This window comes from Caballeronia sp. KNU42, assembly GCF_053760385.1.
On the sequence record NZ_CM132388.1, the window covers coordinates 193206 to 217504 of the forward strand.

The following is a 24299-nucleotide window of genomic DNA, read 5'->3' on the forward strand; positions in this document are numbered from 1 at the left end:
CAGCGGAACAATCCGGCTGCCGGTGCGCCCATCATGCATGTAAGCGTTGAAGGGCTTTGGCCCCAATGCTTAATCCCGGTCCTGCTGCATCGCGCGCTCGGCCGCTTCGATGGTATTCACCAGCAGCATGGTGATGGTCATCGGCCCGACGCCGCCCGGCACCGGCGTAATGAAACCAGCCACTTCCTTCACGCCTGCAAAATCCACGTCACCGCAGAGTTTGCCATTTTCGTCGCGATTCATGCCGACATCGATCACCGTTGCGCCCGGTTTGACCATGTCGGCAGTCAGGATATTGCGCCGGCCGGTCGCCGCGATGACCACATCCGCGTTGCGCGTCAGCGCGGCGAGATCACGTGTTTTGCTGTGCGTGATGGTGACCGTGGCGCCGGCTGCGAGCAGCAGCATGGCCATCGGCTTGCCGACGATGTTCGAGCGTCCGATCACGACTGCGTTTGCACCTTCCAGCGCGATGTTGTGCGCTTCGAACATCTTCATGACGCCGTAGGGCGTGCACGGGCGAAACAGCGGTTTGCCGGTCATCAGCGCGCCGGCGTTTTCGACGTTGAAACCATCGACGTCTTTCGCCGGAGCAATGGCTTCGATGACCTTGTGGCTATCGATATGTTTCGGCAACGGGAGTTGCACGAGGATGCCGTGCACGTTCGGGTCGTTGTTCAGATCGTCGAGCCGGGCCAGCAATTCGCTTTCGGTGAGCGTTGACGGAAAACGGTCGAACACGGAGTGCAGGCCATTGTCCTGACAGGCTTTCACCTTGTTGCGGACGTAGACCTCGCTGGCCGGATTTTCCCCGACGAGAATGACTGCCAGGCCAGGTTGCTGGCCGCGGGCGGTCAGGGCGGCGGCGCGTGCGGCGACATCGGCGCGAAGGGTCTTGGAGAGGGCGTTGCCGTCGATGATTTGGGCGGTCATAGGAGGTCTGGGCGGAGGGCAAATCCGCTGCTTTTCTGAAGGGCGCAGGGTCGCAGGCAGCCTGTTGCGCCAGTGCGGCGCGGCGTTGCGGTCGGTCTTTGATTATACCGGACGGGGATTTGTGCTGACGACCGGGAGCGGGGCGACGACCGGTTCGGGTTAGCTGCGAGTCAGCTGTATTGGTTGACGCTTTTTTGACGTTGACCGGACGGGCGATTTGGCGCCGGCCGAGCAAGAACTGCTTCCACCGAGGAGCAAGAACGCCCCTCGGCGTACCAGACAGAACAGCCAGACCTGACTATTGAGCTTGCTGCGTCTGCGGCTTGTTGGAAAGCGCCAGCCTGAGCAAATCGGCCACCGTGTTCACGGAAAGCTTTTCCATGATGTTCGCCCGATGCGCTTCAACCGTCTTGATGCTGATGCCAAGGTCATCGGCAATCTGCTTGTTAAGACGCCCCGCAATGATCCGCTCCAGGACCTGATGTTCCCGCGCCGTCAGCTTGCCCAGCCGCTCGGCTGCGGCGCGCTGCTGCTGCACGCTCGAGCTCTCTGTACGCGCCTTATCCAGCATGCGTTCGACCAGCTTGCGCAACTCGGCTTCATCGAACGGCTTTTCGATGAAATCCATCGCGCCCTTCTTCATGGTCGATACAGCCATCGGCACGTCGCCGTGACCCGTCACGAAGATGATCGGCAGCAGCGAATTTTCCGCGATCAGCCGTTCCTGCAATTCGAGGCCGCTCATGCCTGACATCCGTACGTCCAGTATCAGGCACGAGATCGCGCCTGAATGGGCGATCGGGAGGTAGGCATCGAGGTAGGCTTCAGCGCTCGCAAAACACGAGACGCGGTAGCCATTGGCTTCAAGCAGCCAGCGCAAGGAATCACGAACGGCCTCGTCGTCGTCGACGACAAACACCGTTTCCTGAGTGGTGACTGTGCTCATAGCTCTCCCGTAACAGTTTGTTGTGTGGGTTGGTGGCTGAGAGCTTCCGGTCCGCTACTGCCCGGACCGTCGGCTTCTCCGATTGGCAAACTGCAATGGAACGTGGCGCCCGTCACGGTGCCGGAGGCATCGATATTGTTCACCACCCAAAGACGTCCCCGATGCGATTCAATGATCGATCGGCAAATATTCAAGCCCATGCCCATACCGTCGGACTTGGTGCTGTAGAACGGTTCGAACAGGCGCTCAGCCGTGGTTTCGTCCACACCGGGACCCTGATCCACCACGCTCACGCAGACAAACCCGCCGTCCACCCGCTGCACCACCACGCGAATCACCGGATCGACGGCGTTCGGCTTGGCGTCGTGCATGGCTTCGGCTGCGTTCTTCAGCAAGTTCACAAGCACTTGCTCGATCAGCACCGGGTCCACATGGATCACGGGCATGCGCGAGCGGATCTCGGTGAGAATGCGAATCTTGCGTTTGCGCGCTTCGATTTCCGCGAGGCCAACCGCGTCCGCGACGATATCCGCCACGCGCGTAGGCTGGCGTTTCGGTTCGCTGCGCTTCACGAATTCCCGGATGCGCTTGATGATCATGCCCGCGCGCACCGCTTGCTGCGCGGTCTTTTCAAGCACGGGCAACAGCGCCTCCTGCGACATGCGGCCGGATTTAACCAGCGCGACGCACCCCGAACAATAATTATTGATCGCGGCCAAAGGCTGGTTCAACTCGTGCGCGAGCGACGACGCCATTTCGCCCATCGTCATCAAACGGCTGGTGAACTGCAGCTTTTCTTCCTGCTGATCCGCGAGTTCCTGCGCCTGCTTGCGCGTCGTGATGTCTGTCGCAATCTGCATTTGCGCCAGATGGCCGTCCACCCATTGAATGTACTGGCGGCGCACTTCGAACCACTTCTGGATGCCCTCCACATACACTTCCTGCGCGTCCGAGGTGCTGTCAGTCAACGCGGTGGCGGGCAGGCCGGCGTAGGTATCGACCATATCGATGGAATCCGACGACGCTTGCGCTGTATCGAAACCCGCACCCGCCAGTTCAAGATGACCGTCCGGGCGAATTCCAAACAGATGCCGGTAATAGCGATTCGCAAACAGCAGTTCAGCTTCGTCGGCGGCGAGCACCGACACGGCCGCATCGAGGCTTTCCAGCACGGTCGTGAAGCGTTCATGCGCGGCGGCGAGATCTTCGCGAGCGCGGCGTGGCTCGGTAATGTCGGTCATGGACGACATCCAGCCGGTCTGCCGGCCCGAACTATCGATCAGCGGCGACACGTAAAGCCGGGCGTGGAAGAACGAACCGTCCTTGCGGCGCACGCGCAATTCGAAGCCGGACGAAGGCGCCTTGCCACGCAAGGTCATGTCCAGTTGCCGCTGCATTTCCGGATACGCGTCTTTCGGCCAGTACGGAAAGGGCGCCACTTTGGACACCAGATCGCTTTCGTCCCAGCCCGTCATCCGGCAAAACGCGGGATTCACGTGCGTGATCCGGCCGTGCATATCGAGCACGCGCATACCGATCAGCACCGAATTTTCCATCGCGCGACGGAAGAACGCCTCGGCGTAGAGCGCTTGCTGTGCTTCAAACCGTTGCCGCGTGTGTTTCCAGAGGCTCCACAAACTCCACAACACAAAACACGACAAGCCGGCGACCAGCCAGACGAGCGTGTTGTTGGTGAAATTCGTGAGTTGCGGATACGAATAAACGCGTACCGATACCCCTTGTCCAGGCGGATCGAGCGGCAGGTCATAGAACATGTCGCGCGGCAGGCGCGGCCGGCTGGACGTGGTCGCGAGCTCGCGATTGTTCAAATCGGTGATCGAAATCTTGTACTTCGCCGAGAGTTCGCTGGGGATGTCGTGCTTGAGAATCCCCTCGATCGAAAACACCGCCGCGATGGACCCGAGAAAATCGCGGTCGCGATACACCGGCGTCTGCAGCGTGATGTAGCCGTTGCCCAGATCGTCGTAAAGAAGAGGGGAGTAGACCTGGCGGCGGCTGGTGCGGGCTTCGTCGAATGCGGACTGGACGGCGTCGTCCATCTGGGCGTCGGTGGGCTTGGCGAGCCTTGAACCGAGTATGGGCAGCGGAGTATTGGGCCAGCGCGGCTTGTGCTGCGCGGTATACCAGTTCATGTAGAGGATCTCGGGATGCCCCTGCATGATGTCGCCGGTGGAACTCTGGAACGACTGCGGATCGCCATGGCCGGTTGCGATGTCACGCGCCAACGACTGGATCTGCTCCTGCGCCCCAGTCATGGAAAGCCTTATTTGCTGCTGCGCCCAAGCCACGTTACGGTAGAGCGTGTCTTCCTGTTGTTGCTGTTCGCGCCGGTTGAGACTCCACAAAATCAGGCTCATCACGACGAGGAAAACCAGGATCGAGATCAGTGGGGTCAGTAAATACGAGTTCGACCACCACGGTCCGTGGTGCCAGCGGGTCGGCGCCGAGTCGTTGGGTTTGCCCCGCGACCGCGCCGAGCGTGCGAAAAGCCGTTCGGTCAACATGCGCGCAATTGTAACGCAGCGACACACTGTTAAATGGCGTAAAAAGACTGTAAAACGCCCGCAATTGATCGCAAGGACACCAACGCGTCTAACAAAGAGTCCTTGTCCCACGGTGCATTGCAGCATTTTTCCGTATTATGAGATTGAGTCTCATGATTCGAAAAATTGCTTGCGCTACCGTTCTGAGCCTCTTTAGAATTGCCGCACGCGCGCTTGACCCTCATTGTTTTCCGCAATTGTGTCTTGCGGATGGCTTCATGGAGGCTCGCGTCGTCTGTTCACAGAGCGTTCCTCAAATCAGGAGACGAGCATGTCAGCTGTACCCGACGAAGTGATGAAATATGTCGCCAACGCCAAGGACGACGAAGATCCCCAGGAAACGGGCGAGTGGCTGGAAGCGCTCGACGGCGTGATCTCGGCAGTAGGCCCGGGTCGCGCGCATTTCCTGATCGAAAAGCAGATCGAATTTGCGCGCGTGCACGGCGAGCATCTGCCGTTCTCCGCTAACACCCCGTACATCAACACCATTCCGGTCGCCGCCCAGGCAAAAATTCCGGGCGACCAGGACATCGAACACAAGATCCGTTCGTACACACGCTGGAACGCCATCGCCATGGTGCTGCGCGCCGGCAAGGACACGAACGTGGGCGGACACATTGCTTCGTTCGCATCGGCGGCCACGCTGTATGACGTCGGTTTCAACCATTTCTGGCACGCGCCGTCCCCCGAACATGGTGGTGACCTCGTGTTCGTGCAGGGCCATTCGTCGCCGGGTGTGTACTCGCGCGCGTTCTTGCTCGGTCGCCTGAAAGAGAGCCAGCTCGATAACTTCCGCCAGGAAGTGGGCGGCGAAGGCATTTCGTCGTATCCGCATCCGTGGCTGATGCCGGACTTCTGGCAGTTCCCGACCGTGTCGATGGGCCTTGGCCCGATCATGGCGATCTATCAGGCGCGTTTCATGAAGTACATGGACGCGCGCGGCATCATCAAGGCAGGCAGCCGCAAGGTCTGGGCATTCCTCGGCGACGGTGAAACGGACGAACCGGAATCGCTTGGCGCGATCGGCATGGCCGGCCGCGAACGGCTCGACAACCTTGTCTTCGTGATCAACTGCAATCTGCAGCGTCTCGACGGCCCGGTGCGCGGCAACGGCAAGATCATTCAGGAACTGGAAAGCGAATTCCGCGGCGCCGGCTGGAACGTGATCAAGGTGGTGTGGGGCAGCCGCTGGGACTCGCTCTTCGCCCGCGATAAAACCGGTGCGCTGATGCGCCGGATGATGGAAGTGGTCGACGGCGAATACCAGACCTACAAGTCTGAATCGGGCGCCTACGTGCGCGAGCATTTCTTCAACACGCCGGAACTCCGGGCGATGGTGGCGGAATGGTCCGACGAAGACATCTGGAATCTGAATCGCGGCGGCCATGATCCGCACAAGATCTACGCGGCGTACACCGAAGCATCGAAGACGAAAAGTCAGCCGACCGTCATCCTCGCCAAGACCATCAAGGGTTATGGCATGGGCGAAGCTGGCCAGGCGATGAACATTACGCACCAGCAGAAGAAGCTGCACACCGATCAGCTGATGAAATTCCGCGATCAGTTCAGGCTGCCGATTCCCGACGACAAGATCGCCGACGTGCCGTACCTGACGTTCGAGGAAGGGTCGAAGGAACTCGAGTACATGCGTGCCCGCCGCCAGGAACTCGGTGGTTATCTGCCGGCGCGCCGTCAGAAGGCCGAGTCGCTGCCGGTGCCGGATCTGTCGGCGTTCGAGCCGGTGCTGAAGGGCACGGGTCCGGGACGTGAAATCTCCACGACCATGGCGTTCGTGCGGATCCTGAACATCCTGCTGAAGGACAAGGCGCTCGGCAAGCGCATCGTACCGATCGTGCCGGATGAATCGCGCACGTTCGGTATGGAAGGGTTGTTCCGCCAGATCGGTATCTGGAATCAGGACGGCCAGAAGTACGTGCCGGAAGATTCCGACCAGCTGATGTTCTATCGCGAGTCGGAAACCGGCCAGATCCTGCAGGAAGGGATCAACGAAGCCGGCGGGATGTGTGACTGGATCGCGGCCGCGACGTCGTATTCGACGCACGGCGAGATCATGATCCCGTTCTACATCTTCTATTCCATGTTCGGCTTCCAGCGCATCGGCGACCTGGCGTGGGCTGCTGGCGACATGCGTTCGCGCGGTTTCCTGCTGGGCGGCACGGCTGGACGCACGACGCTCAACGGCGAAGGCCTGCAGCACGAAGATGGGCATTCGCTGATGTGGGCGGCGTCGGTGCCGAACTGCGTGAGCTACGACCCGACCTTCGGTTACGAACTCGCGGTGATCATGCAGGACGGTTTGCGTCGCATGGTGGCGGATCAGGAAGACGTGTACTACTACGTCACGGTGATGAACGAGAACTACGAACATCCGGCGATTCCGCAGGGCGAAAGCGTCGCCTCCGACATCATCAAGGGCATGTATTCGTTCCGCAAATCGGATGCCGACGCAAAAACGCCGCGTGTTCAATTGATGGGCGCAGGCACGATTTTCAACGAAGTGATCGCCGCTGCTGACCTGCTGAAGAACGACTGGAACGTCGCCGCCGATCTCTGGAGCGTCCCGAGCTTTACGGAACTGGCACGCGAAGGCGCGCAAGTGGAGCGCTGGAACCTGCTGCATCCGACCGAAGAACGTCAGGTCTCGCACGTGACGAAGCTGCTGAAGGACGCAAAGGGTCCGGTGGTGGCATCGACTGACTATGTGCGCGCGCTCGTGGACCAGATTCGCGGATATGTGCCGAACAAGTTTGTCGTGCTCGGTACCGACGGTTACGGCCGTTCGGACACGCGCGAAAGACTGCGTCATTTCTTCGAAGTCGATCGCTACTGGGTCACCGTCGCGGCGCTCAATGCATTGGCCGACGAAGGCACGATTGACCGCAAGATTGTCGCCGACGCGATCAAGAAGTACGCGCTCGACCCCGCCAAACCCAACCCGATGACGGTTTAACGCATCGGCCCCGAGTGTTGTTGCGCGAAGTCGCCTTGCCCTTGGCTCTAGCCTCGTGTTTAGCCTTGCAGCAGGGCGATTTTCGCGTCACGACCCAGGAGACAATAAACAATGAGTCAAGCGATCGAAGTCAAGGTGCCGGATATCGGCGATTACACGGACATTCCGGTGATCGAAGTGCTGGTGAAAGTTGGGGACACCGTCGAGAAGGAGCAATCGCTCGTCACGCTCGAATCCGATAAAGCGACCATGGACGTGCCAAGTTCGGCCGCCGGCGTCGTGAAGGAAGTGAAGGTAAAGGTCGGCGACAACGTGTCGGAAGGCGCGTTGATCGTCGTGCTGGAAGCGGCTGAGTCCGGTGCGACCGCAGCACCGAAGGCCGCTGAAAAACCTGCTGAAGCACCGGCGCAGGAGAAGGCTCCCGCCGCGGCTGCATCGTCGGGTGGCGGATCGGTTGAAGTGAAGGTGCCGGATATTGGCGACTTCAAGGATATTCCGGTCATCGAAGTGAATGTGAAGGTCGGCGACAAGGTCGAGAAGGAGCAATCGCTCGTTACACTCGAATCCGATAAAGCCACCATGGACGTGCCGTCGCCCGCAGCGGGCACGGTCAAGGAACTCAAGGTCAAGGTTGGCGACAACGTGTCGGAAGGCACGCTGATTCTCGTGCTGGAAGGTGGTGAAGGAGCGGCTTCTGCGGCGGCACCGAAGCAGGAAGCGCCAAAGGCCGCAGCACCTTCGGAAGCTGCGCCGGCGAAATCCGCTCCGGCACAGAAAGAAGCGCCGTCCGCGCTTGCGCTTGCCCCGGCGATGCCCGCCGGCGATGGCACGCGTACGTCGAGCCATGCATCGCCTTCCGTGCGCAAGTTTGCGCGCGAGTTGGGCGTCGATGTCGCATCTGTCAAGGGCACGGGCCCCAAGGACCGCATCACGCAAGCCGATGTGACCGCGTTCGTGAAGGGTGTGATGAGCGGCCAGGGTAAAGCGCCGGCGCAAGCCGCCGCAGCACCGGCCGGTGGCGGCGAGTTGAACCTGCTGCCCTGGCCGAAGGTCGATTTCACGAAGTTCGGTCCGGTCGATCCCAAGCCGCTGTCGCGCATCAAGAAGATTTCGGGTGCAAACCTGCATCGCAACTGGGTCATGATTCCGCACGTCACGAACAACGACGAAGCTGACATCACCGACCTCGAAGCGCTGCGCGTGACGCTGAACAAGGAAAACGAAAAGGCTGGCGTGAAGTTCACCATGCTCGCGTTCGTGATCAAGGCGGTGGTTGCCGCGTTGAAGAAATTCCCGACGTTCAACGCGAGCCTCGACGGCGACAACCTCGTCTTCAAGCAGTATTACAACGTGGGTTTTGCCGCCGATACCCCGAACGGTTTGATGGTTCCGGTGATTCGCGACGCGGACAAGAAGGGTCTTGTCGATGTGGCCAAGGAGATGGCCGATTTGTCGAAGGCGGCGCGTGAAGGCAAGCTGAAGCCGGACCAGATGCAAGGCGGATGTTTCTCGATTTCGTCGCTGGGTGGGATTGGCGGGACGCATTTCACGCCGATCATCAATGCGCCTGAAGTGGCCATTCTCGGGTTGTCGCGCGGTGCGATGAAGCCGGTGTGGGACGGCAAGGCGTTCGTGCCGCGGCTGATTCTGCCCTTGTCGCTGTCGTACGACCATCGGGTGATCGATGGCGCCGAGGCCGCGCGGTTCAATGCCTACCTTTCTGCCGTGCTGGCGGATTTCCGTCGCGTGAGTCTTTGAGGTTTTTGCTCGGCGGGCCGCTTTTTGTGGCTTGCCTGGTTCCTCGTTGAACTTGCTTTGCACTGCATCTTGCTAGTCGCCCCTGTGCGGGGCGGCACTTACTTTCTTTGAATTGCCAAAGAAAGTAAGCAAAGAAAGGCAAGTCTGCCGACGGCAGAACCACGGGCTACGCGTCGCGTTCTTGTTTCCCGGTTCTGCCCGCTTCCTTCTTAGGGGACAACATGAGTCTCACCGAACTTAAAGTACCCGATATCGGCGATTTCAAAGACGTCGATGTCGTAGAAGTCACCATCAAAGCCGGCGACGCCATCGAAAAAGAACAAGGCGTCCTCACCCTCGAATCCGATAAAGCCTCCATCGAAGTGCCCAGCGACCTCGTCGGCACGGTCAAGGAAGTCAAGATCAAAGCCGGCGATAAAGTCTCGCAAGGCACCGTGATCGCATTGGTCGAAACGGCGGAGGCCGGTAGCGAAAAGCTTGCTGCACCCGCTGCACCGGCTGAAAAGCCCGCTGCGGCAAAAGCCGATGCGCCCGCGTCGAAGGAAGCCGCCGCGCCCAAGTTCGCAGGTGGCGGATCGCAAGACGTGAAGGTGCCGGACATCGGCGATTTCACCGACATCCCGGTCATCGAAATTCACGTGAAGGCCGGCGACACCGTCGAGAAAGAACAATCGCTCGTCACACTCGAATCCGATAAAGCCACCATGGACGTGCCGTCGCCCGCAGCAGGCACGGTCAAGGAAATCAAGGTCAAACTCGGCGATACAGTCTCCGAAGGCTCCGTGATTCTCACGCTCGAAGCTCAGGGCGGTGGTGTCAGCCAAGTCGAGGAAAAGGCGAAGACTGCGGCGCCGCAACCTGCTGAAAAGGCGAGCGCCGCACCCGCACCGAAGGCCGCGTCGTTCTCCGGTTCTGCCGATATCGAATGCGACATGCTCGTGCTCGGCGCCGGCCCCGGCGGTTATTCGGCCGCGTTCCGCGCCGCTGACCTAGGCATGAAAACGGTGATCGTCGAGCGGTATGAAACGCTTGGCGGCGTCTGCCTGAACGTCGGCTGCATTCCGTCGAAAGCCTTGCTGCACGCCGCAGCAATCACCGACGCCGCCAAGGAACTCGCGCACCACGGCATTTCCTTCGGTGAACCGACGATCGATCTCGACAAACTCCGCGACTTCAAGTCAGGCGTCGTCAAGAAGCTGACCGGCGGACTGGCCGGCATGGCGAAAGCACGCAAGGTCCAGGTGGTCACGGGGGTCGGTACGTTCGTCGGCCCGAATCACATGGAGATCGAGGGCGAGGGCGGCAAGAAGGTCGTGAAGTTCAAGAACTCGATCATCGCGGCGGGTTCGCAAGCCGTGAAGCTGCCGTTCATGCCGGAAGATCCGCGCGTCGTGGACTCAACCGGCGCGCTCGAATTGCGCCAGATCCCGAAGCGCATGCTCGTGATCGGCGGCGGCATCATCGGGCTGGAAATGGCGACGGTGTATGCGTCGCTGGGCGCGCAGATCGATGTGGTCGAAATGCTCGATATCCTGATGGCCGGCGCGGATCGTGACCTCGTGAAGGTGTGGGAGAAATTCAACGCCAAGCGCTTCGCGAACGTCATGCTCAAGACGAAAACGACCAAGGCGGAAGCGAAGGACGACGGCATCTACGTGAGCTTCGAAGGCGAAAAAGCGCCGGCTGAAGCACAACGGTATGACCTCGTGCTGGTCGCCGTCGGCCGCAGCCCGAACGGTGGCAAGATCGGTGCGGACAAGGCGGGCGTAGCGGTGACCGATCGCGGGTTCATCAACGTCGACAAGCAGTTGCGCACGAACGTCGAGCATATTTTTGCCATCGGCGATCTGGTTGGCCAGCCGATGCTCGCGCACAAGGCCGTGCACGAAGGCCACGTCGCGGCGGAAGCTGCGCATGGCGAAAAGTCCTACTTCGACGCATTGCAGATCCCGTCCGTCGCCTACACCGATCCTGAAGTGGCGTGGGCCGGCAAGACCGAAGACCAGTGCAAGGCCGAAGGCATCAAGTACGGCAAGGCCACGTTCCCGTGGGCTGCGTCGGGCCGCGCGATTGCAAACGGTCGCGACGAAGGGTTCACCAAGCTCATCTTCGACGAAGAAACGCACCGGATCATCGGCGGCGGCATCGTGGGATTGAATGCGGGCGACCTGATCAGCGAAGTGTGCCTCGCGATCGAAATGGGCGCGGACGCGGAGGATATCGGCAAGACGATCCATCCGCACCCGACGCTCGGTGAGTCGATCGGCATGGCCGCCGAGTTGTATGAAGGCGTGTGTACGGACTTGCCACCGCAGCGCAAGAAGTAAGGTGTTGTTGGCCAAGTAACAGAGCGGCGCGTTCTCTTCAGGACGCGCCGCTTTGTTTTTTGCAGCCGCACACGCCTGATTTCAGCACCGTGGATACTTGAGCACGAAAAAAAAACCATCCCAACTTTCGTTGGAACGGTTTTTCCTGCTACCTGAGCGTCTAGCAGCTACGCCGAAGTTTCCGGCGTCACTGCGTGCGAACGAAATCGCTTAGACAGTCTTCTTGGTGGCGCGCGAAGCTTGAGCCGTAGCTTGCGATGCAGCCTTCGTGGCGGCCGTAGCGGCTGCGTTGAAGTTGCTTTCCGCGATCTCGACAGCTTGCTTGCTTGCCTTGTGGATCGTTTCGTACGTGGTGTTGGCGGCGGTGATGGCCGACTTCATCACGGCGACAGCCGTTTCCGAACCTGCCGGTGCGTTCTTCGCGACGTTTTCGACGAGCGTTTGCACCTTGCGGTTCTGGTCTTCGTATTGTTCTTCAGCAACACGGGCAAATTCAGCTTGCGTCGACGATGCGATTTCATACAGGTGACGGCCATACGACAGCGCCTTTTCCGCGACCGGCTGAGCCAGGCTGGCTTGCAGTGCGAGCAGTTCTTGCGCGTCCTTCACCGACAACACGCGTTGCGCGTTTTCCTGGCTTTCAGCCAGGGTCGACTTCACAACTTGCAGATTCAGTTCAAGCAGCTTTTCCAAACCTTCAAATGCCTTGTTCGTCAGGCCGAAGAGGGTGTCGAATTGAGCTTTGTTTGCAGCGGCGATTTGTTCCGGGGTCAAAAGGGTCATGTCACGCTCCTGAAAGATTCGACCCATCATCAGCGCGGGTCGTGGGGGTTTTGGCGGCAACCGGAAATCCGGCAACCGTATGAGGCGATTGGCTGTTGGTGCGTCGCAACATGGAACCTATTCTAGGCATATTCCTAAAGATGTCAAGCATCTTTTTGTGCAATGCAACATCGTACGAATGCTTATTAAACAATGGCTTATGAATACGTTTCTTTGTAGTGGAACTACATTTCGAGATGCGACGCACCAGCATGGGGCGGAAGGCGCAAACGCTGTCGGTGCTAGGATCTTAGTTCCAAAAAAGTGAAATTTCATTTCGAATGAAAGCGTTTTATAGCGATCGGTTCGTGTTGCCGCTGCCGGTTGGCCATCGGTTCCCCATGCAAAAATATTACCTTTTGCGTGAGCGCGTGCAGGCTGAACTGCCCGATGTCGAGTTGCGCGAAGCGCCGGTCGCGGTAGATTTCGAACTGGCGCGTGTTCATGCGGCCGACTACATCGAGCGGGTGGCGACCGGAACACTGGATGCTCGCGAGCAACGCGAGATTGGCTTTCCGTGGTCGCCTGAGATGGTGGAGCGCTCGCGGCGCTCCGTGGGGGCGACGATCGCAGCGTGTCACGCCGCCTGTCAGGCTGGTTTTGCTGTGAACCTGGCGGGCGGCACGCACCATTCCTATGCGTCGCACGGCGCGGGATTCTGTGTATTCAACGACGCAGCCGTCGCCGCACGGGCGCTGCAGGCTGACGCGCTGCAGCGGGGTGAGAAAAAGCCGCATGTAGCAATCGTTGATCTTGACGTGCATCAGGGCAACGGCACAGCCTCCATCTTCCGGGACGATCCCAGCGTTTTCACGCTGTCGCTGCATGGCGGATCGAACTACCCGTTCAGCAAGGAAACCAGCGATCTCGACGTCGCGCTGCCCGACGGTTGCGGTGACGAAGCCTATGCGGAAGCGCTTTCCGGGGCTTTATCGATAATGTTCGAACGCTTCGAGCCCGCCATGCTGATCTATCTGGCAGGCGCCGATCCGCATATTGACGATCGCCTGGGACGGCTCGCGCTGAGCGTCGAAGGCCTTGCCAAGCGAGATTCCCTCGTCTTCAACATCGCCGCCGAACGCGATCTGCCCGTGGCAATAACAATGGCGGGAGGTTATGGACGCGATATCAATGTCACCGTCGACATTCATCTCCAGACCATTCAGCTTGCCGCCGTCGCGTTCCGTGCCCGGCGCGATGCGCACGTAACCGATACACTGCGGTCGATAAATTTCATTTGAAACGGTTTGAAACGCAGTAAACCAAATGTGTTAACCCGACGTTAACATTCAAGGCTGTTCTTCATCGTCAAAGTTTGTTGAACAAAAACTTTCGATACCAGTCGAAATGCCGGTTGAGAATCGGCATGTCTTGCCGAAAAAGATTGTTTCCTGTCGCCGTCCAACCCATTCGTGAAATTTTTGCCTTGAGGGCAGGATCAAAAATATCCCTCAAGTCTTACAAACTATTGCCGATAAGACGCTGATAGTCACGGTTGGCAATAGCGTGTGGCGGTGAAAACGATTGCACGGTCGGCGATGATTTTTTACGATCGGTACTCAGAATTTGTTCGCTTGAATAAATCGCGTCTTACAAACCGGTTTAAGTAGTGCGGATAAGTGCTTAATATTGCTAATTTTTCGAAGCTTTACTACACTGGCGACACTCTCCCGCCGGTCCAGAACAGAACACTAATGAAAACCGAAATGTTTTCGTCGCTCAGGGTGATCCACGGCGTTGCAGTCCGCACTGCGCTGTCGGTTGCCGTGTCGGTGGCGCTCGCGACGTCTTTCGCGGCCGCACCAGTCGACGCTTTTGCCAAGACCACAACCTCCAAATCCACCAAGAAACTGGCCAAAGGCGCGGTTGCTGCGCCGCAAGCTAAAACCGTCAAGTCGTCGAAAGTCTCCGCACGCGCCGCGAAGAATGCTCAAGTCGCTGCGGTGCAAGAAGACGATGTGCCCCGCGCCACGCGCCGGCATCGCGTAAGTTACCGGATGGACGCGCGCGGCCGTCGTGCCGCCGTGCGTTCGGTGGCGTTCCAGCCGCGTCCGCCGACCGTTGGCCAGGCGTTCGGGCTGCACGAAACGCCGGACAGCCTTGCGCTGCGCTCGAGCGTTGCGTATGTGGTGGATCAGAACACAGCAGAAACGCTCTTCGATAAAAACTCGCGCGCCGTGGTGCCCATTGCTTCGATCACCAAGCTGATGACGGCCATGGTCGTGCTCGACTCCAAGGCGCCGTTGACCGAAGAAATCTCGGTGACCGACGAAGATCGCGACTACGAGAAATTCACGGGTTCGCGTCTTTCCGTCGGCTCCGAGCTCAACCGCGAAGACATGCTGCATATCGCGCTGATGGCGTCGGAAAATCGGGCGGCCGCGGCGTTGTCGCGTTATTACCCGAATGGGCGTCCTGGTTTTATCGCGGCGATGAACGCCAAAGCGAAGATGCTCGGCATGACCGATACGCACTTCGAAAACTCGACCGGGTTGACGAGCCTGAATGTATCGAGCGCCCGCGATCTCGTGAAGATGGTGAACGCGGCGTATCAGTACCCGCTGATTCGCAAGTTCTCCACCGATCGCAGCTACGACGTCTTTACCGGCAAGCGCAATATTGCCTACAACAGCACGAATGCGCTGATCCGGAATCCGAGCTGGGACATCGGCTTGCAGAAGACCGGTTTCATTAACGAAGCAGGCGAATGCATGGTGATGCAGACGACCATTCATGGTCGTCCGGTCGTGATGGTGCTGCTGGATTCGTCAGGTAAGTATTCGCGTTTCGCCGATGCCGGCCGTTTGCGCGGGTTCCTTGAGACGGAGACGGGTGGCGAGGAGCCGCACATCACCAGCGCCGACGCAGGTGGCAGCGGTACCTGAATCGTTTGAGACGCAATGTTAAAAAACCGGCCTTATCGAATGAACGATAAGGCCGGTTTTTTTATTGCTTACGAATGCTGCGTACTTACGCGAAAAATGAAAATGTCAGCGCTGTTGCGAATCTGCGCCAGCTTCCGGTCGATATCCGAGCGAACGCGAAATCTCCAGCGCAGTGCCGCTCAGTTGATTCAGCCACGAATCCTGCAGCCGGTCTGCGGGCGCCGACAGCGACAGGCCGGCGACCAACCGCCCCGTGTCGTCGTAGATACCGGCGGCGATGCAGCGAACCCCGAGTTCCAGTTCCTCGTTATCGCGGGCGCATGCCTGGCTGCGCACAAATGACAGTTCGCGCTCGAGCTTGCCGATATCGGTAATGCTGTTCTGCGTGTGGCCGGATAGGCCGGTTCGCGTGGCGTAAGCGCGCACCCGGGCGGATTCGTCGGCGGCGAGAAAAAGTTTTCCCACCGACGTCAAATGCAGCGGCGCGCGGCCGCCAATTGCTCGCACGACCTGCATACCGGAGCGTTCGGAATAAGCCCGTTCTATATAGACGATCTCATCGCCCTGGCGCACTGAGAGGTTGACCGTCTGGCCCGTCTGTCGATGCAGTTCGCGCATGGGCGGCATGGCGGCTTCGCGCACCGAAAGCCGCGCCTTGACCAGATTGCCAAGCTCGAGCAGGCGCATGCCAAGCCGATACGTGCCGGGGTCCGATCGATCGACGAGACGGCACGTCACCATGTCGTTCAGGATGCGATGCGCGGTGGACGGATGCAGCGACGTGCTGTGCGAAAGTTCTTTCAGGCTGACGGGATCGGTGTGCGCGGCGAGCGCGTCGAGCAGGCGCATCATGCGCTCGATCACCTGTATGGACGTTCGGGATTCCGGGTTCGTATCGCTCATGGGAAAAATCAGTTGATACGTCAAACAGCGGAATGGTGATTGTATCTCGTATTGTGAAAAGTGCGTAAGACTCGGGAGCACGAACCCCGTGGCATTGCCACATTTTCTGCAGACAATAAAAAGCCGCCCGAAACTTGGAAAGAGTTCGGGCGGCTTTGCACGCAAGCCAAGTGGGCGGAGGCCCTAGTGGTTGTGCTCGGGTTGTTGCGCTGGCTCCTTGCCCCAGAGAGATTTGCCAACATACGGTACAGACCCCCTTGACTGCTGCGCCTGTGGCGCGGGTGCCGGCCTGCTGGGATTGCCCGCCTGTGGCTGCGGAGGCCTGCCTCCTTGAGGGCTGCCCGCTTGCGGCCCGCCATGACCGCCCCGGTCTCCGCCTCCATTGCTTCCCTGGTTGCCGTGGTTTCCTCCACGATCGCCCCAGCCGCCCTGAGGCGGCGGGCGGTGATAACCCTGGTTGTCGTTCCAATAGCGAGGGCCTGGGCCGCCGTAATATCCGCCGCCACCGCCGATGATCACGCCCGACTGAACAACCGGTCCGCCATAGCCATAACCGGCTTCGTAGCCTGGAGGGGGGGCTTCGTAGCCCGGAGGGGCGGCTACGTAACCTCCGGGGTAGCCTGGGGCCGGATAGGCGGAGTAGCCGCCGCCAGTGGCGTAAGCGGGCGTGCCGTCCGGATAGACGGCGCAGCCCGCCACCAAGGCGGACGATGCAAGGATCAGGCTTGTAAGTGTGAGTTTCATCATGAGCGGGAAAGCGTTCCTTGAACTAATTACCGTATCTGACAGTTTCGCGGAGCGTATGTCGCAAGAAGTTTGTAAAGTTTTATCTCCGCGGTTACACAGTGAAACCGGCAGGAATTGCTCAGCAGAAAGCGCCCGGTAGAAACAGCTGATCAGCCAGCTAACACAACGCCGACGCGTCATACGTTGTTGACAGGACTGCAACAATGCTTTGTGCAGGGGCATCTTTATGAGATAAGGACAAACCCTTAAAATTCAGAAGTCCGGAAGTGGGCCCGTCAGCCCACAGGACCTGAGAAAGGGGTTTGAAAATGAAAAAGACAATATCGACCTACTGGCCCGTTGCAATGCTCGTGCCGCTCGCACTCGCCGGCTACTGCCACGCGATCCACCCGGTCGCCGGGAGCGCAGCACCCCATCCGCAAAGCGCGGCCAGTGTCAGCGCGGAATTCGCGCGTGCGATTTCGCTGGGACTGGTCGACTCCGATAACGCTGGCAATGGGTATCGTCCGGCTAATGGGACGTCGGTTACGGCTGTTTCGCAGACGTTCTAAGCGAGGCGCACGCGGAAAGCGCGGCGGGTGTCGCTCGGGCGTACATTCAGCGTCCTTTGTATAATCCGCACTCCATCGACGAGTTGTTTGGTCAAGGCGACGCAGCCGCGCTGCGTAATGCACCCAGGCGCTCAAGCACTCAAGTCGCGCTAAAGCTCAAAGCTGTCTGGAATCTGATGAACACTATCGCCGTCTGTTTCGTGTGCCTGGGCAATATCTGTCGTTCGCCTAGCGCCGAAGCGGTGATGCTGCATCAGGTGGGGCAGGCCAGGCTATCTGAGAAAATCGTGGTGGATTCCGCCGGTACCGGCGATTGGCATATTGGCCAGCCGCCAGACGAACGCGCTCAGCGCGCGGCCAGGAAACGTGGATACGATTTGTCGCCGTTGCGCGGCCGGCAGGTCAACCGCGAAGATTTCGCCAGGTTCGATCTGCTGATCGCAATGGACGATGCCAACGCCGCCGCGCTGACCAAAGCGTGTCCGCCGGAGTATCGCGACAAGATCCGGCTGCTGATGGAGTTCGCGACCCACGATGACAGCCGTGTGGTGGTCGACCCGTATTTTGGCGGCGATGAAGGCTTCGAACGCGTGCTCGACCAGTGCGAGGATGCTTGCGAAGGCTTGCTGAGGGCGCTTCGCGCGCAGTTGGTGGCCTGATGCGCGGTTATCGGAAGCGGGCGTCATCCGGCGCAATATTCTCAGCAAATTCCTAAGAAAATGGCCGCAGATACTTGACTAAATCCGTAGGCTATTTATACTTGACCAAAATCATCCAGTATTAGCCGTAGCCCCCGGTATCTTACAAATTATGAGACTCACCACGAAAGGCCGTTTCGCCGTCACGGCGATGATCGACCTGGCTTTGCGCCAGGAGCAGGGCCCGGTGACGCTGGCAGGAATCAGCCAGCGCCAGCACATCTCGTTGTCCTATCTCGAGCAGTTGTTCGGCAAGCTGCGCCGGCACGAGATCGTCGAGTCGGTGCGCGGTCCGGGCGGTGGCTACAATCTTGCGCGCCGTGTCGAGAACGTCACGGTCGCGGACATCATCATTGCGGTGGACGAGCCTATCGACGCCACGCAATGTGGTGGCAAAGGCGCCTGTGAAGGCACCAAGCAGCACGACGGCCACTGCATGACCCACGAACTCTGGTCCACGCTCAATCAGAAGATGGTCGAATATCTCGACTCGGTCTCGCTGAAAGATCTCGTCGACCAGCAGCGTGCACGCGAAGGATCGCCAGCTGTATTGCGCGACCGGCGTGCGGAATCGGCGGGCGTGGAGCCAGTGCGCGTGGCGCCCAAAGGACCGAATTCCGTTTTCAACCTGGCCGGCTGACGGCTGCCGCGTTTTTCGAATATTTTCGGATCACGCGGCCGTCTCGCCTTGAACGAGCCAATTGAGTTAAATCCCTGGAGCAACTGATGAACAACGCCATTCCCCACCTGCCCATTTACATGGACTACAGCGCGACGACCCCGGTCGATCCGCGCGTGGTGGACAAGATGATTCCGTATCTGCGTGAGCAATTCGGCAATCCGGCATCGCGTAGCCACCAATACGGCTGGGATGCGGAGCGGGCGGTCGAGGAAGCGCGCGAGAATGTCGCGAAGCTGGTCAATTGCGACCCGCGCGAAATCATCTGGACGTCGGGCGCCACCGAATCGGACAACCTCGCCATCAAGGGCGCGGCGCATTTCTACAAGAGCAAGGGCCGCCACATCATCACAGTGAAGACCGAGCACAAGGCCGTGCTCGATACCTGCCGTGAGCTCGAACGCGAAGGTTTCGAAGTCACGTACCTGGATGTTAAGGACGACGGTCTGGTCGACCTGGACACGCTTCAGGCAGCCATCCGGCCGGACACCATCCTCGTTTCCGTGATGAGCGTGAACAACGAGATTGGCGTGATCCAGGACGTAGCTGCGATCGGCGAGATCACGCGCGCGAAGGGCATCATATTCCACGTCGACGCGGCGCAAGCCACCGGCAAGATCGAGATCGACCTGCAAAAGCAGAAGGTCGACCTGATGTCGTTCTCGGCGCACAAGACGTATGGCCCGAAGGGTATCGGCGCATTGTTCGTGCGTCGCAAACCGCGGATTCGTATCGAAGCGCAAATGCACGGCGGCGGTCACGAGCGCGGCATGCGTTCGGGCACGCTGGCTACGCACCAGATCGTCGGCATGGGCGAGGCGTTCCGGATCGCGCGCGAAGAAATGGCCGTTGAAAACGAGCGCGTGCGCATGTTGCGTGACCGCTTGCTGAAGGGCTTGCAGGATATGGAAGAGGTTTATGTGAACGGCGACATGGAACTCCGTGTGCCGCATAACCTCAACATCAGCTTCAATTTTGTGGAAGGCGAGTCGCTGATCATGGCGGTCAAGGACGTGGCGGTGTCGTCGGGGTCGGCTTGCACGTCGGCTTCGCTGGAACCGTCTTACGTGCTGCGCGCGCTCGGCCGAAATGACGAACTCGCGCACAGCTCGATCCGTTTTACGGTTGGCCGCTTCACGACCGAGCAGGACGTCGATTACGTGATTAACCTGCTCAAGAGCAAGATTCAGAAATTGCGCGATCTGTCGCCGCTGTGGGAAATGCATAAGGACGGTATCGACATTTCGTCGATCCAGTGGGCTGCGCATTAAGCGCCTGGCTGGCCGCTTTGACGGCGGCTCATTTGCGCTCATGTTAGAACGCACACGCATACGAATTCAAGGAGTTGATCATGGCTTATAGCGACAAGGTTCTGGACCACTACGAAAACCCGCGCAACGTTGGCTCGTTCGGCAAGGACGATGACACCGTCGGCACCGGCATGGTCGGCGCGCCGGCGTGCGGCGACGTGATGAAGCTGCAGATCCGCGTGGGCGCGGACGGTGTGATCGAAGATGCGAAGTTCAAGACGTATGGCTGCGGTTCGGCTATTGCTTCAAGCTCGCTCGTGACCGAGTGGGTGAAGGGCAAGACGCTGGATCAGGCGCTGACGATCAAGAACACGCACATTGCTGAAGAACTGGCGCTGCCGCCGGTGAAGATTCACTGTTCGATCCTGGCTGAAGACGCAATCAAGGCCGCCGTTGCTGACTACAAGCAACGTCATGGCGCGAGCACGGCGGAAGCTGCTCCGGCTGAAGCGAAACAACACGCGGCCTAAGCGGGATTCGCGGATTTCGCGGGAATCGAAGTATTCGCAGTATTCGGGAAGGGCGCTTCGGCACTGTAATTATCGGGCGCTCTGGTTTTCGATTCAAAGCAAGGCTGCAGCGTGGCGGCCGGAGAAGCGATTGACTCCGGACGAGCGGCTGCTGATGAGAGACTATGGCAATCACGTTGACGGACAAGGCAGCACTGCACGTGCAGAAGTATCTGGTTAAACGCGGCAAGGGCGTTGGCCTGCGCGTGGGCGTGCGCACAACCGGCTGCTCGGGCCTCGCTTACAAGCTCGAGTATGTGGATGAACTTGCGCCGGAAGACCAGGTGTTCGAGTCGGCGGGCGTGAAGATCATTGTCGATCCGAAGAGCCTCGCTTATATCGACGGCACCGAGCTGGATTTCGCGCGCGAAGGGCTGAACGAAGGGTTCAAGTTCAACAACCCGAACGTGAAAGACGAGTGTGGTTGCGGCGAATCGTTTCGCGTATAGCGCGGCGCAGGAACAGCAAAGAGGCGGCGCGTGCCGCCTTTTTCTTTAGTGCCGGCGGTTTTCAACGTTTCTTGTTTCTGTTCATTCTTCCATCATGGCAACGCTCAACGACAGTCATTTCGATCTGTTCGACCTTCCGCCGACCTATGCCATCGATGCAAACAAGCTCGATGACGCGTATCGCACGGTGCAGGCACAGGTGCATCCCGATCGTTTTGCGGCCGCTGGCGACGCGCAAAAACGCGTCGCGATGCAGTGGGCCACGCGGGCGAACGAGGCGTATCAGACGCTGCGCGATCCGCTGAAGCGGGCAACCTATATGTTGTCGCTGCGCGGCGTGCATGCCGACGCGGAAAACAACACCGCGATGGAACCCGCCTTCCTGATGCAGCAAATGGAATGGCGCGAAAACATAGAGGACGCAGCGGGCGCCAGGAATATTGGCGCGCTCGAAGCCCTGCTTCATGAACTGCGCGATCAGGAGCGCATCCGCTTCGAGAAACTGGCTGCGCTGATCGACAGTCACTCGGACCAGGCGGCGAGCGAAGCCGTACGTCAGCTGATGTTCATTGAACGCGTGGCGAGCGAGATCGGCGTGCAGATCGAGAAGCTCGATTGAGCCTGACGTCACATATAAAACCAGACGACACCTACGGGCGTCACCAACCCCCAATAGAGTAACGATGGCTTTACTGCAAATTTCAGAACCCGGCATGGCTCCGGCGCCGCATCAGCGGCGGGTAGCTGTGGGTATCGATCTCGGCACGACCAATTCGCTGGTTGCCGCCGTGCGCAACAGCGTGGCCGAAGTGCTGCCCGACGAAGACGGCCACTTCTTGTTGCCGTCGGTGGTCCGGTATCTGGAGAAGGGCGGCCGGCGTATCGGCCGCGTTGCAAAGGAAGAAGCGGCGCTCGATCCACGCAATACCATTGTGTCGGTGAAGCGCTTCATGGGCCGCGGCAAAAGCGAAGTGGAAGGGGCGGAAAACGCGCCGTACGATTTCGTCGATGCACCGGGCATGGTGCAGATCCGTACTGTGGATGGCGTGAAAAGCCCGGTGGAAGTATCGGCGGAAATTTTGGCTACGCTGCGATATCGCGCGGAAGACACCCTTGCCGACGAGCTGGTCGGCGCGGTGATTACGGTGCCGGCGTACTTCGATGAAGCCCAACGGCAAGCCACGAAAGACGCCGCGAAACTCGCCGGTTTGAACGTGCTGCGCCTGTTGAACGAACCGACTGCTGCGGCGATCGCGTACGGGCTGGACAACGCATCGGAAGGGTTGTACGCCGTGTATGACCTGGGCGGCGGGACCTTCGACCTGTCGATTCTCAAGCTCACCAAAGGCGTGTTCGAAGTGCTCGCAGCGGGCGGCGATTCAGCGCTCGGCGGCGACGATTTCGATGCGGCGCTGTATCGGCACGTGCTGGTGAAATCCAAGGTAACGCCTGCTACGCCGGAAGACGTGCGTCTGTTGCTGGACCGTGTGCGAACGGCCAAGGAGGCGCTGTCGGAGGCGCCTGAGGCCACAGTTCAGGCCACGTTGTCCGATGATCAGCAAATCGATTTCACGATCACCGAAAGCGACTTCGCCACGCTGACTGAAGCGCTGGTCGCACGCACCTTGACCCCCACGCGCAAGGCCTTGCGCGACGCCAAGGTGGCGCCCGCCGAGATCAAGGGCGTGGTGCTTGTCGGCGGCGCCACGCGCATGCCGGTGATCCGCCGCGCGGTGCAAACGTACTTCGGTCAGCCGCCCTTGACTAATCTCGATCCGGATCAGGTCGTGGCGCTCGGTGCTGCGATCCAGGCGGACTTGCTGGCGGGAAATCGTCGCGGTGAAGGCGATGACTGGCTGCTCCTCGATGTCATTCCGCTGTCGCTCGGTGTTGAGACCATGGGCGGATTGACCGAGAAGATCATCCCGCGCAACTCGACCATTCCCGTTGCCCGCGCGCAGGATTTCACCACCTTCAAGGACGGCCAGACGGCGATGGCCATCCACGTCGTGCAAGGCGAGCGCGAGCTGGTCTCGGACTGCCGTTCGCTCGCGCGCTTCGAATTAAGAGGCATTCCCGCCATGGCGGCCGGTGCTGCGCGCATTCGCGTGACATATCAGGTGGACGCCGACGGGTTGTTGTCCGTGTTCGCGCGTGAGCAATTGTCGGGAGTAGAGGCATCGGTGGTGGTGAAGCCCTCCTACGGTCTTGCCGATGACGACGTCGCGCGCATGCTGGAGGAAAGCTTCACGACGGCTGAAGTCGACATGCGCGCCCGCGCGTTGCGCGAAGCGCAGGTTGACGCGCAACGCCTGGTGGAAGCATCGCAAGCGGCGCTTGGCGTGGACGGCGAACTGCTGGACGAAGCGGAGCGGGCCAACATTGAAGCGCTGATCGTTAAGCTCGCGGCGGTTACTGGCGGCGATAGCGTCGATGCCATCGAAACGGCGACGAAGGAGCTTGCCGCCGCCACCGATGAATTCGCTGCCCGCCGCATGAACAAAAGCATTCGCCGTGCACTCGCCGGCCGCAGGCTCGACGAAGTCTGATCATTCATCGAGCCTCTCACGTATAAAAGAACGGAAAGAAATTCATGCCTCAGATCGTAGTATTGCCCCATGTTGAATTGTGTCCGGATGGCGCGGTGATCGACGCGGATACGTCGAAGAGCATTTGCGACAACCTGTTGGATAACGGTATCGAGATTGAACATGCGTGCGAAAAATCGTGCGCGTGCACGACGTGTCACGTGATCATCCGCGAGGGTTTTAACGCGCTTGTGCCGTCGGAAGAAGACGAGGACGATTTGCTCGATAAGGCCTGGGGACTTGAGCCGACGTCGCGGTTATCATGTCAGGCGATGGTGCCGGCAGACGAGGATCTGGTTGTCGAGCTCCCGCGCTACACCATCAATCACGCCAAAGAGAATCACTGAACTTAAATCAGCGATCACGAAACAGGAGCGCTTGCCATGAAGTGGACGGACACGCAGGATATCGCGATGGCACTGACCGACACGCATCAGAACGTCGATCCCCAATTCGTGCGATTTACGGATTTGCACCGCTGGGTGACCGAGCTGCCGGGGTTCGACGACGACCCCGAGCGCTCCAACGAGAAGATTCTGGAAGCGATCCAGGCGGCGTGGATTGAAGACGCGGATTATTGAATCCGGTCGGTTTCCTTGCGCTGATGCGTGGTAGATCAAGCAAAACGGCGATTCCTTGTGGAATCGCCGTTTTGCTTT

At 59.5% G+C, this 24299-nt stretch carries 21 protein-coding genes and 1 pseudogene; 16 read left to right on the plus strand and 6 right to left on the minus strand.

The window, feature by feature from the left end:
- Positions 1–69 precede the first annotated feature (69 nt).
- From folD to fixL, 3 genes are all read right to left on the minus strand, one after another.
- Positions 70–933 (minus strand): bifunctional methylenetetrahydrofolate dehydrogenase/methenyltetrahydrofolate cyclohydrolase FolD, encoded by an 864-nt coding sequence (gene folD / locus ACSOSP_RS00740; RefSeq protein WP_455309011.1) that lies wholly within the window; start codon positions 931–933, stop codon positions 70–72.
- A 298-nt stretch (positions 934–1231) separates the two neighbouring features.
- A complete protein-coding gene (gene fixJ, locus ACSOSP_RS00745) occupies positions 1232–1879 on the minus strand; it encodes an oxygen response regulator transcription factor FixJ (RefSeq protein WP_062091480.1) in 648 nt (215 codons plus the stop codon).
- Entirely contained in the window at positions 1876–4404 is a 2529-nt protein-coding gene (gene fixL, locus ACSOSP_RS00750; protein ID WP_455309012.1) for an oxygen sensor histidine kinase FixL, read from the minus strand. Before fixL ends, fixJ begins: the two co-directional genes overlap by 4 nt.
- A 310-nt stretch (positions 4405–4714) precedes the next feature.
- On the opposite strand from fixL, the gene aceE reads away from it, so the two are divergent.
- From aceE to lpdA, 4 genes and pseudogenes are all read left to right on the plus strand, one after another.
- Complete coding sequence (gene aceE / locus ACSOSP_RS00755; protein ID WP_455309013.1) at positions 4715–7414, plus strand: pyruvate dehydrogenase (acetyl-transferring), homodimeric type; 2700 nt, start codon at positions 4715–4717, stop codon at positions 7412–7414.
- Between the two features lie 111 nt (positions 7415–7525).
- Positions 7526–9172 (plus strand): dihydrolipoyllysine-residue acetyltransferase, encoded by a 1647-nt coding sequence (gene aceF / locus ACSOSP_RS00760; protein WP_455309014.1) that lies wholly within the window; start codon positions 7526–7528, stop codon positions 9170–9172.
- Between the two features lie 221 nt (positions 9173–9393).
- Positions 9394–9603 (plus strand): annotated as a pseudogene (locus ACSOSP_RS00765) (biotin/lipoyl-containing protein); the annotation flags it as partial.
- 153 nt (positions 9604–9756) lie between these two features.
- Positions 9757–11499: a dihydrolipoyl dehydrogenase gene (lpdA, locus tag ACSOSP_RS00770; protein ID WP_455310789.1), complete on the plus strand. Its 1743-nt coding sequence runs from the start codon at positions 9757–9759 to the stop codon at positions 11497–11499.
- 210 nt (positions 11500–11709) lie between these two features.
- Here lpdA and ACSOSP_RS00775 read toward each other — a convergent pair whose 3' ends face one another.
- Positions 11710–12282, minus strand: a complete 573-nt coding sequence (locus tag ACSOSP_RS00775) for a phasin family protein (RefSeq protein ID WP_455309015.1) — start codon at positions 12280–12282, stop codon at positions 11710–11712.
- Positions 12283–12602: 320 nt separating this feature from the next.
- Between ACSOSP_RS00775 and ACSOSP_RS00780 the strand changes: the two genes are divergently transcribed.
- Entirely contained in the window at positions 12603–13562 is a 960-nt protein-coding gene (locus tag ACSOSP_RS00780; RefSeq protein ID WP_455309016.1) for a histone deacetylase family protein, read from the plus strand.
- A gap of 453 nt (positions 13563–14015) precedes the next feature.
- Positions 14016–15206, plus strand: a complete 1191-nt coding sequence (pbpG, locus tag ACSOSP_RS00785) for a D-alanyl-D-alanine endopeptidase (protein WP_455309017.1) — start codon at positions 14016–14018, stop codon at positions 15204–15206.
- A gap of 105 nt (positions 15207–15311) precedes the next feature.
- Here the strand turns inward: pbpG and ACSOSP_RS00790 are convergent, their stop codons facing one another.
- Positions 15312–16109, minus strand: coding sequence for an IclR family transcriptional regulator (locus ACSOSP_RS00790; protein WP_455309018.1), 798 nt, complete (start codon positions 16107–16109; stop codon positions 15312–15314).
- Positions 16110–16292: 183 nt separating this feature from the next.
- Entirely contained in the window at positions 16293–16856 is a 564-nt protein-coding gene (locus tag ACSOSP_RS00795; RefSeq protein ID WP_455309019.1) for a hypothetical protein, read from the minus strand.
- Between the two features lie 308 nt (positions 16857–17164).
- Between ACSOSP_RS00795 and ACSOSP_RS00800 the strand changes: the two genes are divergently transcribed.
- The 10 genes from ACSOSP_RS00800 (at position 17165) to iscX (ending at position 24221) form a co-directional block, all read left to right on the plus strand.
- Complete coding sequence (locus ACSOSP_RS00800; protein ID WP_455309021.1) at positions 17165–17407, plus strand: hypothetical protein; 243 nt, start codon at positions 17165–17167, stop codon at positions 17405–17407.
- 176 nt (positions 17408–17583) lie between these two features.
- Positions 17584–18066, plus strand: a complete 483-nt coding sequence (locus ACSOSP_RS00805; RefSeq protein ID WP_455309022.1) for a low molecular weight protein-tyrosine-phosphatase — start codon at positions 17584–17586, stop codon at positions 18064–18066.
- Between the two features lie 151 nt (positions 18067–18217).
- The gene (gene iscR, locus ACSOSP_RS00810; RefSeq protein WP_031363891.1) at positions 18218–18745 is read left to right on the plus strand and encodes a Fe-S cluster assembly transcriptional regulator IscR; all 528 of its coding nucleotides are present in this window, start codon (positions 18218–18220) and stop codon (positions 18743–18745) included.
- Positions 18746–18831: 86 nt separating this feature from the next.
- Positions 18832–20055: an IscS subfamily cysteine desulfurase gene (locus tag ACSOSP_RS00815; protein WP_455309023.1), complete on the plus strand. Its 1224-nt coding sequence runs from the start codon at positions 18832–18834 to the stop codon at positions 20053–20055.
- Positions 20056–20135: 80 nt separating this feature from the next.
- Complete coding sequence (iscU, locus tag ACSOSP_RS00820) at positions 20136–20564, plus strand: Fe-S cluster assembly scaffold IscU (protein ID WP_031363893.1); 429 nt, start codon at positions 20136–20138, stop codon at positions 20562–20564.
- 164 nt (positions 20565–20728) lie between these two features.
- Positions 20729–21052: an iron-sulfur cluster assembly protein IscA gene (gene iscA / locus ACSOSP_RS00825; protein WP_455309025.1), complete on the plus strand. Its 324-nt coding sequence runs from the start codon at positions 20729–20731 to the stop codon at positions 21050–21052.
- Positions 21053–21146: 94 nt separating this feature from the next.
- Positions 21147–21671 carry a Fe-S protein assembly co-chaperone HscB gene (gene hscB, locus ACSOSP_RS00830; RefSeq protein WP_455309027.1) on the plus strand — a complete coding sequence of 175 codons (525 nt, stop codon included), beginning with the start codon at positions 21147–21149 and terminating at the stop codon, positions 21669–21671.
- A 64-nt stretch (positions 21672–21735) separates the two neighbouring features.
- Entirely contained in the window at positions 21736–23601 is a 1866-nt protein-coding gene (hscA, locus tag ACSOSP_RS00835) for a Fe-S protein assembly chaperone HscA (RefSeq protein ID WP_455309029.1), read from the plus strand.
- A 44-nt stretch (positions 23602–23645) separates the two neighbouring features.
- Positions 23646–23987, plus strand: a complete 342-nt coding sequence (gene fdx, locus ACSOSP_RS00840) for an ISC system 2Fe-2S type ferredoxin (protein ID WP_031363897.1) — start codon at positions 23646–23648, stop codon at positions 23985–23987.
- A 36-nt stretch (positions 23988–24023) separates the two neighbouring features.
- Positions 24024–24221 carry a Fe-S cluster assembly protein IscX gene (gene iscX / locus ACSOSP_RS00845; RefSeq protein WP_047896467.1) on the plus strand — a complete coding sequence of 66 codons (198 nt, stop codon included), beginning with the start codon at positions 24024–24026 and terminating at the stop codon, positions 24219–24221.
- Positions 24222–24299: the final 78 nt, after the last annotated feature.

Coding starts and splice junctions, on each gene's coding strand:
- pbpG (WP_455309017.1), top strand. CDS start 14,016: ATGAAAACCGAAATGTTTTCGTCGCTCAGGGTGATCCACGGCGTTGCA.
- ACSOSP_RS00795 (WP_455309019.1), bottom strand. CDS start 16,856: ATGATGAAACTCACACTTACAAGCCTGATCCTTGCATCGTCCGCCTTG.
- ACSOSP_RS00800 (WP_455309021.1), top strand. CDS start 17,165: ATGAAAAAGACAATATCGACCTACTGGCCCGTTGCAATGCTCGTGCCG.
- aceE (WP_455309013.1), top strand. CDS start 4,715: ATGTCAGCTGTACCCGACGAAGTGATGAAATATGTCGCCAACGCCAAG.
- aceF (WP_455309014.1), top strand. CDS start 7,526: ATGAGTCAAGCGATCGAAGTCAAGGTGCCGGATATCGGCGATTACACG.
- iscX (WP_047896467.1), top strand. CDS start 24,024: ATGAAGTGGACGGACACGCAGGATATCGCGATGGCACTGACCGACACG.
- ACSOSP_RS00805 (WP_455309022.1), top strand. CDS start 17,584: ATGAACACTATCGCCGTCTGTTTCGTGTGCCTGGGCAATATCTGTCGT.
- fdx (WP_031363897.1), top strand. CDS start 23,646: ATGCCTCAGATCGTAGTATTGCCCCATGTTGAATTGTGTCCGGATGGC.
- hscB (WP_455309027.1), top strand. CDS start 21,147: ATGGCAACGCTCAACGACAGTCATTTCGATCTGTTCGACCTTCCGCCG.
- folD (WP_455309011.1), bottom strand. CDS start 933: ATGACCGCCCAAATCATCGACGGCAACGCCCTCTCCAAGACCCTTCGC.
- ACSOSP_RS00780 (WP_455309016.1), top strand. CDS start 12,603: ATGAAAGCGTTTTATAGCGATCGGTTCGTGTTGCCGCTGCCGGTTGGC.
- iscR (WP_031363891.1), top strand. CDS start 18,218: ATGAGACTCACCACGAAAGGCCGTTTCGCCGTCACGGCGATGATCGAC.
- iscA (WP_455309025.1), top strand. CDS start 20,729: ATGGCAATCACGTTGACGGACAAGGCAGCACTGCACGTGCAGAAGTAT.
- iscU (WP_031363893.1), top strand. CDS start 20,136: ATGGCTTATAGCGACAAGGTTCTGGACCACTACGAAAACCCGCGCAAC.
- hscA (WP_455309029.1), top strand. CDS start 21,736: ATGGCTTTACTGCAAATTTCAGAACCCGGCATGGCTCCGGCGCCGCAT.
- fixJ (WP_062091480.1), bottom strand. CDS start 1,879: ATGAGCACAGTCACCACTCAGGAAACGGTGTTTGTCGTCGACGACGAC.
- ACSOSP_RS00815 (WP_455309023.1), top strand. CDS start 18,832: ATGAACAACGCCATTCCCCACCTGCCCATTTACATGGACTACAGCGCG.
- ACSOSP_RS00790 (WP_455309018.1), bottom strand. CDS start 16,109: ATGAGCGATACGAACCCGGAATCCCGAACGTCCATACAGGTGATCGAG.
- ACSOSP_RS00775 (WP_455309015.1), bottom strand. CDS start 12,282: ATGACCCTTTTGACCCCGGAACAAATCGCCGCTGCAAACAAAGCTCAA.
- fixL (WP_455309012.1), bottom strand. CDS start 4,404: ATGTTGACCGAACGGCTTTTCGCACGCTCGGCGCGGTCGCGGGGCAAA.